The sequence below is a fragment of the Streptomyces sp. Root1310 genome (assembly GCF_001426425.1).
GTDB lineage: Bacteria > Actinomycetota > Actinomycetes > Streptomycetales > Streptomycetaceae > Streptomyces.
In genome coordinates this window covers 6,450-16,184 of sequence record NZ_LMEQ01000019.1, presented here as the reverse complement: position 1 = coordinate 16,184, position 9,735 = coordinate 6,450, and the positions used below count along the sequence as shown (strand labels likewise).

Annotated in this window: 6 protein-coding genes; 1 reads left to right on the top strand and 5 read right to left on the bottom strand. The window is 73.9% G+C overall.

Annotated elements, in window-relative coordinates; genetic code table 11:
* Positions 1 to 1,432: 1,432 nt before the first annotated feature.
* The 5 genes from ASD48_RS24100 to ASD48_RS24080 all read right to left on the bottom strand — a co-directional run bounded on the left by ASD48_RS24100 (position 1,433) and on the right by ASD48_RS24080 (position 7,418).
* The gene (locus tag ASD48_RS24100; protein WP_057603794.1) at positions 1,433 to 2,254 is read right to left on the bottom strand and encodes an AfsR/SARP family transcriptional regulator; all 822 of its coding nucleotides are present in this window, start codon (positions 2,252 to 2,254) and stop codon (positions 1,433 to 1,435) included.
* Positions 2,255 to 3,574: 1,320 nt separating this feature from the next.
* Entirely contained in the window at positions 3,575 to 4,429 is an 855-nt protein-coding gene (locus ASD48_RS24095) for an AfsR/SARP family transcriptional regulator (protein ID WP_057603793.1), read from the bottom strand.
* Positions 4,430 to 4,751: 322 nt separating this feature from the next.
* A complete protein-coding gene (locus ASD48_RS24090) occupies positions 4,752 to 5,438 on the bottom strand; it encodes a ScbR family autoregulator-binding transcription factor (RefSeq protein ID WP_057603791.1) in 687 nt (228 codons plus the stop codon).
* Between the two features lie 76 nt (positions 5,439 to 5,514).
* The gene (locus tag ASD48_RS24085) at positions 5,515 to 7,101 is read right to left on the bottom strand and encodes an acyl-CoA carboxylase subunit beta (protein ID WP_057603796.1); all 1,587 of its coding nucleotides are present in this window, start codon (positions 7,099 to 7,101) and stop codon (positions 5,515 to 5,517) included.
* Between the two features lie 128 nt (positions 7,102 to 7,229).
* A complete protein-coding gene (locus tag ASD48_RS24080; protein ID WP_057603790.1) occupies positions 7,230 to 7,418 on the bottom strand; it encodes an acyl-CoA carboxylase epsilon subunit in 189 nt (62 codons plus the stop codon).
* A 332-nt stretch (positions 7,419 to 7,750) separates the two neighbouring features.
* Between ASD48_RS24080 and ASD48_RS24075 the strand changes: the two genes are divergently transcribed.
* A complete protein-coding gene (locus tag ASD48_RS24075; protein WP_057603788.1) occupies positions 7,751 to 8,743 on the top strand; it encodes a ScbA/BarX family gamma-butyrolactone biosynthesis protein in 993 nt (330 codons plus the stop codon).
* Positions 8,744 to 9,735: the final 992 nt, after the last annotated feature.

The following is a 9,735-nucleotide window of genomic DNA, read 5'->3' as shown; positions in this document are numbered from 1 at the left end:
CTCACCGACTCCGTCAACGGCAAGAAGAACGAAGGCAAGGCCAAGGAGTCCGTCCAGGTCGTCGACGTCTCCCAGCTGCTGCTGGAGTCGGTCAAGACCGCGACGGGTCCGGAGGGTCCACAGGGTCCGCCCGAGAGCCAGGACGCGGCGCGGGCCGGGCGCGTCCACTAGTACGCCTCGGTCAGCGAGCTTGTCCGGCACGGCGATCGCGGGGCGGGGCGTCACCGCACACGGCGGCCGGGCAACCGCGCGCGGCACCGTCCCGCACCGGCCCCGGCGCCCAGGACAGGACGCGTCGGCGGCCGAACGCCTCACGGGACGTCCGCGGCGGACGTCTCGTGAGGCGCCGGGCCGGCGGGCAGGCCGGGCACCCCGCACGGCACACGAACCCGACCGCGCGTGATTGCCCGCCTGCGGTGCCGGGGGAATCACGCGCGGTCGGGCACGAGAACACCGCGGCCGCGAGCGGGCGGGAAACCCGCGGCGGCCGCACCGGCGGACCCGCCGCCGGTGACCGGGATGGCGAACCGCCAGGACACCTGAAGAAACCGAGGAGAGCGGACGTTTCGCGAGGCCTTCCCCGGTTCCCGTTCCGCCGTATCCGCAAGCCGCGTGAAGATTCTTTCCGTTCGGCGCAGAGCGTGTCCGCCGAAAAGAATGCAGGTATCGACGGGCGGTGTCATCACCCGTCCCGCCCGGAGAGAGGATCCGTCGAGATCTTCAGGGTTTTCTGCCGGTTTTCCGGCTCCTGCTCCACGAATGCCGTTATTCAAAGGAACGGCGGTGACGGGCACGTCAGCCGGCGGGCCGGGAGTTGATCCGGCGGGCACCGAAAGGCAGCCGGCCGCGAGAGGGCGCGCCGCACCGGCCCGCGCCGAAGACCTGCGACCGAGCGGTGACCGGCACGGCCCGCGCCGCCGGGCCGGCTGCGGCGGCGCCGCGACCTCGCGAGCCCGCACCGGTCCCTGGCGAGCCCGCACCGGTCCCTGCGAGCCCGTAGCGCGGCCCTGCGAGCCCGTAGCGCGGCTCTGCGGGCGGGCATCCGCCGCGCCGGGGGCCGGGCCGGGCCCGCCTTGCGGGCAGGGCGGCGCCAGGAGCCTGTCACGGCCGGAAACGACCCGTGGGTGTCCGCCGGAGCGCCCCGGACGGCGCGGGCACCCGTCCGGCGCGGCCGGCGGTCCGGGCCGGCCGAAGGCGCGGCTTCCTCGCCTGCCGTCCCCCTGCCGGCCCGCGCCGCGGGCCGGTGCGCCCGTCCGGGGCCGGGCCGCCCCGTGTGTGCACGGTGCGGCCCGGCCCCGTGTGCACGCGGGGCGCCGCGCTGCAGCGGACGGGCGCACCGGCCGGCGTGCTCAGTCACAGCACTGAAACGCCTTGGGGAACAGAGGTTCCGCACAGCTTCTGAGTACGACTCGAGCCCCCGCTCCGGCCGGTCTCAGGCGGCATAGAGATCGAAGGTCGAGGTGCGCCGCAGGCCGGAGGCGACATCCAGCTGCGGGTCCACGGCCAGCATGGCCTGGTGCAACCGCTGCACCTGCGGCGAGGGCTCGACGCCCAGTTCCTCGATCAGACGGATGCGCAGCTTGCGGAAGACGGAAAGGGCCGACGCCTGCCGCCCCGACCGGTACAGCGCCACCATGGCCTGCGAGTGCAGTCCTTCGTGCTGCGGGTAGCGTGCCGTCAGCTCGGCCAGCTCGGCGATGAGTTCGGAGTGCCGCCCGAGCCGCAGATCGGCGTCGATGCGCCGTTCGACGGTGCCGAGCCTGCTCTCCTCCAGGCGCATGACCTCGATCCCGAGGATCGGCCCGACCCGTACGTCGACCAGTGCGGGGCCGCGCCACAGGTCCAGGGCGCGGCGGAAACGGTCGGCCGATCTGTCGTCGTCGCCGGCCTCGAAAGCCGCCCGTCCTTCCGTGACCATGCTTTCGTACTCGTGCACGTCGACACTCTCGGGCGGTATCTGCAGCAGATAGCCGCCGTGCCGGGTGGCGAGCACTTCCTTGGCCGCGCCGGGGGCGTCGGGCCCCATCGCGGTGCCCAGGCGCCGGCGCAGCTGGAGGATGTAGGTCTGCAAAGTGGTGAGTGCGCTCTGCGGCGGCTCCGTTCCCCAGATTTCCTCCATGAGCATGGGGACCGGCATCACCCGTCCGGGATAGAGGGCGAGCAGAGAAAGAATCTGCCGCGGCTTACCGGCCGTCGGGACAATCGACCCCCCGTTGACCTCGGCACTCAACGGACCCAGAACCTGAATCTTCACTGCGTTCCTCCGTACCTCGTCGAATTCCTCTCATGGCTGAATTACATCGCCGTAAGCACACTAGCGGGAATCACGCCACACCCGGCTTTCCTCGACCGGAGTTTGAGGGTGTTTCAACTGGATACCCCGGCCCGCAAATCGATCCGCCCCGGAAGGGGTGAACGGCTGCCGGAGCGGCTCCGGAAGGGATGAACGACGCCTGGAGCGAAGCCGGTCCGGCGTATCACAGAGGGCTCTTTCCGGTCACCGTTCATGCGAATTCCGTTTGTGGAGAAACCCCGGAATGCGCGGACCCGTCCGGCGGGCGGGACGGTCCGTCCGGGCGGCGCTCCATCGTCGCGGCGGATCCGCCCACCGGCCGGCGGCGGTGAGCCGCTCGGCGCGCTGCGGTGAACCGCTCGGCGGGCGGCACACGCGGTGCGTGCGCAGGGCGCGGCGGCCGTGCCGTGCGCGTCAGGTGGCCGCCGGCTCCGGCCGGGCTGCCGGACGCGGGAAGCGGGAAGCGGGGTGCTGCGGGCGGGCTGCGGGAGGCCGTGAAGCCGCTGTTGCGCCGCCGGGGGTGCGCCCCGGCAGGGCGGCAAAAGGGGGGCGGGACACGCCTGGCGGCGGGGGCGCTCCGCGCGGGCCCGCCGTCCGCGTCCTGGCGGAAAGAGCAGGGGTGCCGGGGAGAAAGGAAAAGGAAGGGGGGTAAGGCGCACGGGGCAGAGCCGCACGGGCGTCCGGGGCGGCGGGGGCGGCCGGGGCAGGCCGGGTTCCGGGGGTGTCCCCGCACGTCGGACGCGGACACCTCTCCGGGGGGCAGTGCATTGGACACGGCCTCGAGCGGCCGGTGTTGCGCGTCCCGGCGCCGGTACGCGGACAGGACCTGCGCACCGCGCGAGCCTGCACAGGAGGGTGCACCGCGCGGGTCTGCACAGCCACCGGGGGGGCGGGGCGCGGGCCGGGGTGGGCGGGCCGGGGTGGGCCGTGGCCCGTGACGGCGTCGTGCCGGCCCGCGGCGGTCGGGGCGCTGGCCGCCGGGTCGCCGGGCGGGCGGTGCCCCGCCCCCGGGGCTGCCGGCATCCGGTCCCGGCCGCGGGCGCGGGCGCGGTCCCCGCGTTCCCCGGCCGTCCCGGACCGGCCGCCGTCCGCTGCTGCTGCTGCTGCTGCGAGCGGTTCGTCCGTCCACCGCGCGGGACACCGCCGGGACACCGCCGGGGGCGGGGGCGGGGGCGGCGTGGGGGCCGCCGGCTGCCGTTCCTGGGGCCTGCCGCTTCCCGGGGTGCCGGCGGGCCGGGCGTCACCCGGCCGGGCGGGTACCCCGGGAAGCGGTGGGCCGGCTCAGCTGGTGGGGACCAGGCGCTCCTTGGCGGTGCCGGATGCCGCCGGTGCGGGCTCGGGGCTGGCCGTGAGGATGGAGCGCTGCATGCGCTGCAGCCCCGCGGACGGCTCCAGGCCGAGGTCGCGTACGAGCGTGGCGCGCAGCCGCTGGTAGACCTCCAGGGCCTCGCCGCGCCGTCCCGAGCGGTACAGGGCGAGCATGAACTGGCCGTGCAGGCTCTCGTGTGTGCGGTAGCGGTTGACCAGGACGGTCAGTTCGGCCAGCAGTTCGCGGTGGCGTCCCAGCCGCAGGTCGGCCTCGATGCGCTGGTCGAGTGCGCACAGCCGGTTCTCCTCCAGGCGCTTGATCTCCATGTCCAGCTGCTCGCCGGTCTGGACGTCCGCGAAGGCGGTGCCGGTCCACAGGGCGAGTGCCTCGCGCAGCTGCCGTGCGGCGCCGGGGAAGTCGCCGGCGTCCATGGCCCGGTAGCCCATGCCCGACAGGCGCTCGAAGGTGCGGACGTCGCTCGTGCCGCCGCCGGCGGCCAGCAGGTAGCCGCTGGGCATGGTGACCAGTACGTCCTTGGCGGTGCGCGGCGTGCGGGTGCCGTCGGCCGTCTGCGGCCCGCCGTGCGCGTCCCGCTCCAGGGCCGCGGCGATGAGTTCGCGCAGCTGCAGGACGTAGGTCTGCAAGGTGGTGCGGGCGCTGCGCGGCGGGGTGGTGCCCCAGAGCTCCTCGATCAGGTCGGAGACGGACACCACCCGGTCGGCGTGCAGTGCCAGCAGGGCCAGGACCTGGCGGGGCTTGGGGGCCGTCGGCGTGATGGAGACCCCGTTCTCCTGTACGGCCAATGCGCCGAGTATCTCGATGTCCACTCGATCTCCCCTGTTGTGTGCCCGAGTGCTCCGGTCATTGGGTGGCCGTCAACAGATGCCTGTGTGGCCGTCGACAGATGCCGGTCCGGCGCCCCGCCAAGGCTAAGAACAGCACGCACGGTCTGTCAATATCAAACCGCACACCCTGTATTTTCTCTCCCCGGCCATGGTCGCATACCGCACCGGATCGAGCCGAATCCCCCACCCGGGGCGGAACTCACGGCTCCGGGGCGCCCGTTCCGGGCCGCGCGGGAGCACCCGGAGGGGAGGAAAAGGGGATCCGCGTTCCCGCGCAGGGCCAGTTGACAGACCGCACGGTCTGTTATCGGTCGGGGCTGACCTGCGCGGACCGCTCGCGCGCGGGCTGCTCGCGCGGGGGGAGGGTGCCCGGCCGCTGCGAGCCGGCGCACACCAGGGCGTCCAGGTCCCGGCGGTCGGCGAGCCGGGGCAGCAGCACCTCCCAGAAGCCGGTGATGGTCTGCCGTGACAGCCAGGAGGGGTCCTGGCCGCCGAGGACCTCGAAGCCGGCGGTGGCGGCGACGATGACGTGGGCGCCGTCCGCCCCGGAGACCCCCTGCGCCAGGGCGCCGCTGTGCTCGGCCCGGCGCAGGACGTCCTCCACCCAGTGCTGCCACTGGGTGCGCGGGGAGGTCTCCCCGCCGCGTGCGGTGTCGCCGGCGAGTTCGAAGCCGCCGCGCACCACGCTGTCGTGGGCGAGGCTGCCCATCAGCTCGTGGGTGGCGTCCACCACCGTCTGCAGGCAGGAGCCGCCCTGGCGGGCCTGTGCCGCGTCGGTGATGCGGCGCACGGTCCGGGCGGCCTCGGCCCGGACCGCTTCGGCGAGCAGGTGCTTGCTGGCGAAGTGGAAGTGCAGCGCGCCGTTGCTGACCCCGGCGCGCCGGCTGATGGTGCTCAGTGACGCGGTGACGAATCCCTCCTCGGCGAACACCGTGGCGGCGGCCTGGATCAGCGCATGCCGGGTGCGGGCCGCTCGCTGCTGTTTGACCATGTGCGCTCTCCTGGGGAACGGGAGGCCGCAGGGGCCGGCACCGCGGCCGGCGCCGGCGGCTTTCACCGACGTCGTGCTATTGCGGGGGGTTGCCGTGTTTGCGTGAGGGCAGGTCGGCGTGTTTGCTGCGCAGCATGGCCAGGGAGCGGACGAGGACCGCGCGGGTCTCGGCGGGGTCGATGACGTCGTCGACCAGGCCGCGTTCGGCGGCGTAGTAGGGGTGCATGAGTTCGGAGCGGTACTCCTTGACCATCTTCTGCCGCATGGCCTCGGGGTCCTCGGCCTCGGCGATCTGGCGGCGGAAGATGACGCCTGCGGCGCCTTCGGCGCCCATCACGGCGATCTCGTTGGTCGGCCAGGCCAGGGTCAGGTCGGCGCCGATGGACTGGGAGTCCATGACGATGTAGGCGCCGCCGTAGGCCTTGCGCAGGACCAGCGAGATCCGCGGCACGGTGGCGTTGCAGTAGGCGTAGAGCAGTTTCGCGCCGTGGCGGATGATGCCGCCGTGCTCCTGGCCGACGCCCGGCAGGAAGCCGGGGACGTCGAGCAGGGTGATGATCGGGATGTTGAAGGCGTCGCACATCTGGACGAAGCGCGCGGCCTTCTCCGACGCCTCGATGTCCAGGACGCCGGCCAGGGACCGGGGCTGGTTGGCGACCAGGGCGACGGCCCGGCCGTCCAGGCGGGCCAGGGCGCAGATGATGTTGGTCGCCCAGCGCTCGTGGACCTGGAGGTACTCGCCGTCGTCGACGATCTCCTCGATGACCCGGGCCATGTCGTAGGGCCGGTTGCCGTCGGCGGGGACCAGGTCGAGCAGACGGTCCGCGCGCCGGCCGGCCGGGTCGTCGCAGGGCGCCGCGGGCGGGGTCTCCCGGTTGTTCTGCGGGAGCAGGGACAGCAGGTAGCGGACCTCGGCGAGGCAGGTCTCCTCGTCGTCGTAGGCGAAGTGGCACACGCCGGAGGTCTCGGCGTGCACGTCGGCGCCGCCCAGGCCGTTCTGGGTGATCTCCTCGCCGGTGACGGCCCGGACGACGTCGGGGCCGGTGATGAACATCTGCGAGGTCTCGCGGACCATGAAGACGAAGTCGGTCAGGGCGGGGCTGTAGGCGGCGCCGCCCGCGCAGGGGCCCAGGATGACGGAGATCTGCGGGATGACGCCGCTCGCCCGGGTGTTGCGCCGGAAGATGCCGCCGTAGCCGGCGAGCGCGGAGACGCCCTCCTGGATGCGGGCGCCGGCGCCGTCGTTGAGCGAGACCAGCGGGGCTCCGGTAGCGATGGCCATGTCCATGATCTTGTGGATCTTCGCGGCGTGGGCCTCGCCCAGCGCGCCGCCGAAGATGCGGAAGTCGTGCGCGTACACGAAGACGGTACGGCCCTCCACCGTGCCCCAGCCGGTGATCACACCGTCCGTGTACGGCTTCTTCACCTCCAGCCCGAAACCCGTCGCCCGGTGCCGGCGCAGCTGCTCGACCTCCTGGAAGGAACCGGGGTCCAGGAGCAGCCCGATCCGCTCGCGGGCGGTCAGCTTGCCCTTGGCGTGCTGCGCCGCCGTCGCCCGCTCGCCGGGCCCGGCCAGCGCCTGCTCACGGATGCTGTGCAGTTCCGCCACGCGCCCGCGGATGTCGGTGGGCACCGGTTCGGCCGGTGCCGGGGCAGTCGTCATCGCCATGTCAGGTGCCTTCCTGGGGCAGGGCCGAGGAGGTCCCGCCCCGGGTCCGTCGAGCATCGTAACAAACCGCCTGAGCGGTTTCCATTGGTGGGGAGGGAATCCGGAGGGATCCCTTCCCCCGGTCAGCGCCAGCTGCCGGGCGCCGTATAGGCGTCCGGGCCGCGCCACCAACGCATCCGGGCGTCCGGCGCCCGGCCGCTCTCGCGGCGCGCACCTGCCTGCAGAGCGAGCAGCACCGCGACCACGGCGGCCAGTTCCGCCTCGCCGGGCCGGCCTCGCTCCACCCTGATCAGGGCTTCTTCCGTCCCCATCCGAGCGGTCCCCCTTTCTCGGGCCTGCAGACACCGTGGGCCAGGCCACTCAAGAACGGCTTTGAGATCGCTTGAGATACGGGACACAGGGCGCCTCGCGGGCCGCGGGGCGCGGGGCGGCCCGCCCGCCGCGGTGACCTCGCACCACCCAGGAGTCACAGGCGGTCACCGCGGCCGCCGCATGATCGTCCCTACATCTGGGAATACATCGCTCCATTTATCACCGGACTGGAGTGCCGCGTTCCTTCTAGAAATTAAACCGGGTGGTATGTATCTTCGCTGTCCTGAGGGATCTGCCACTCACATTCAAGTCAAGGCACTCAGGGGGACCCATGTCTGCGAGCACGTTCCGTATGAACGGCGCGATATCCGGCGCGGTACGCACCGAGAGCGGCCCAATACCCCTGGCAGGAACCGGCGCCTTCCTCTTCCGGTCCCTGACCACGACCGTCCCGAAGGAACTCGTCCACCGCGCGAGCGTCGCCGAGGTCATGCTGACCGACTGGGCGCGCGTGGACGAGGAGCGTTTCACCGTCTCCGCCCAGTGGCCGCGCGGGCACAGCTTCTTCGCCGCCGTGGACGGCTGCCACGACCCGCTGATCGCGGCCGAGACGATCCGCCAGGCCGGATCGCTCCTGGCCCACGCGGAGTTCGGCGTCCCCCTCGACCACCACTTCCTCATGTGGGACCTCGCGATCGCCGTCGAGCCGGCGCACCTGCGCGTCGGCGACACACCCGCCTCGGTCGAACTGGAGATCTCCTGCAGCGACGTCAAGCGCCGCCGCGGCGAGCTGGCCGGCCTGCACTACGACGCGGTGATCCGCCGCGGCGGCCACATCGCGGCCACCGGAGGCGCCACCTTCACCTGCACCTCCGCCAAGGTCTACGAACGCCTGCGCGGCGAACGCGCCGCCAGCATCCACCGCCCGCTGCCGCTGACCGCCCCGGCCGCACCCCAAAACGTCGGCCGCGTCTCCCCCATGGACGTCGTGCTGTCCCCCATCGGACAACCGGACCGCTGGCAGCTGCGGGCCGACACCGCCCACCCCATCCTCTTCGACCACCCCGTCGACCACGTGCCCGGAATGGTACTGCTGGAAGCCGCCCGCCAGGCCACCACCGCCGTCCTGGGCCACAGCACCCTCCCGCTCAGCATCACCAGCGAATTCACCAAGTACGCGGAACTGGACGCCCCCTGCCTCATCGAGGCCCGCCGCCTGACCCGCACCCCCGCACAGCGCGGACCCGCCGTCCTCGTCACCGCCCACCAGCACGGCACCCCCGTCTTCCGCTCCACCGTGACAGCAGCACCACTCACGATATGAACCCCCGGCCCCGGCCCGGGCCGGGCCAGGCCGGCCGGCCGCAGGACACGCGGGCGCGGGGCACGGGGGCGCGGGGCACAGGGCCGCAGGCACGGGCCGCGGGAACCGGGCCGCGGGAACCGGGGCCCCGGCCGCAGGGCACAGGGCCGCAGGGCCCCGGCGGCAGGGACGCGGGGCCCCAGCCGCGGGCACGGGCCGCAGGGCCCTGGCGGCAGCGACACGGTGCCCCGGCCGCGGGGCACAGGGCCGCAGGGCCCCGGGCCGGGCCGCAGGGCACGGCCCGCGGGACCCCGGCGGCAGGAACGCGGGACGTAGGCCGCCAGGCACGGGCCGCAGAGCGCGGGCCCCGGCCACAGGGCACGGGCCCGCGCCAGGCGGCACGGCGCGGGCCCTGACGCCGTACCAGGACCTCCCCCGCCCGCCCGGAACGCGGGACCCGGAGCACGGGACCCGGAACGCGGGGCCCGGAGCGCGGGGGGGGCTTTCAGGGCATGGGCCGGCGGGCGACACCGCGCGGCACGATCCTGACGCCGCGCCCGGGCCTCCCCCGCCCGCCGGACGCGGGGCCCCGGAGCACGGGCACCGGCCACAGCGCATGAGCCTCAGAGCACGGGGCCCGGACCGCAAGGCAGGAGCCACAGGCCGGCGCGGAGGCGGCCCTGACGCAGTGCCAGGGCCGTCTCCACCCACCGCCTCCACCCACCGCCTCCGCCCGCAGGGCGCAGGGCCCGGCGGGCTCCCGGCCACAGGCATGAGCCTTCAGGGCAGGGGCCGCGGGTCCGAGCGGCACGCGGTCCTGACGCCACGCCAGGACATCCCCCGCCCGCCGGGCGCGGACCCCGGAGCACGGGCACCAGACACAGCCACAGCGCACGAGCCTCAGAGCGCGGGGCCCGGACCACGAGGCAGGGGCCGCGAGGCAGGGGCCGCGAGGCAGGGGCCGCGAGGCAGGGGCCGCGAGGCAGGGGCCGCGAGGCAGGGGCCGCGAGGCA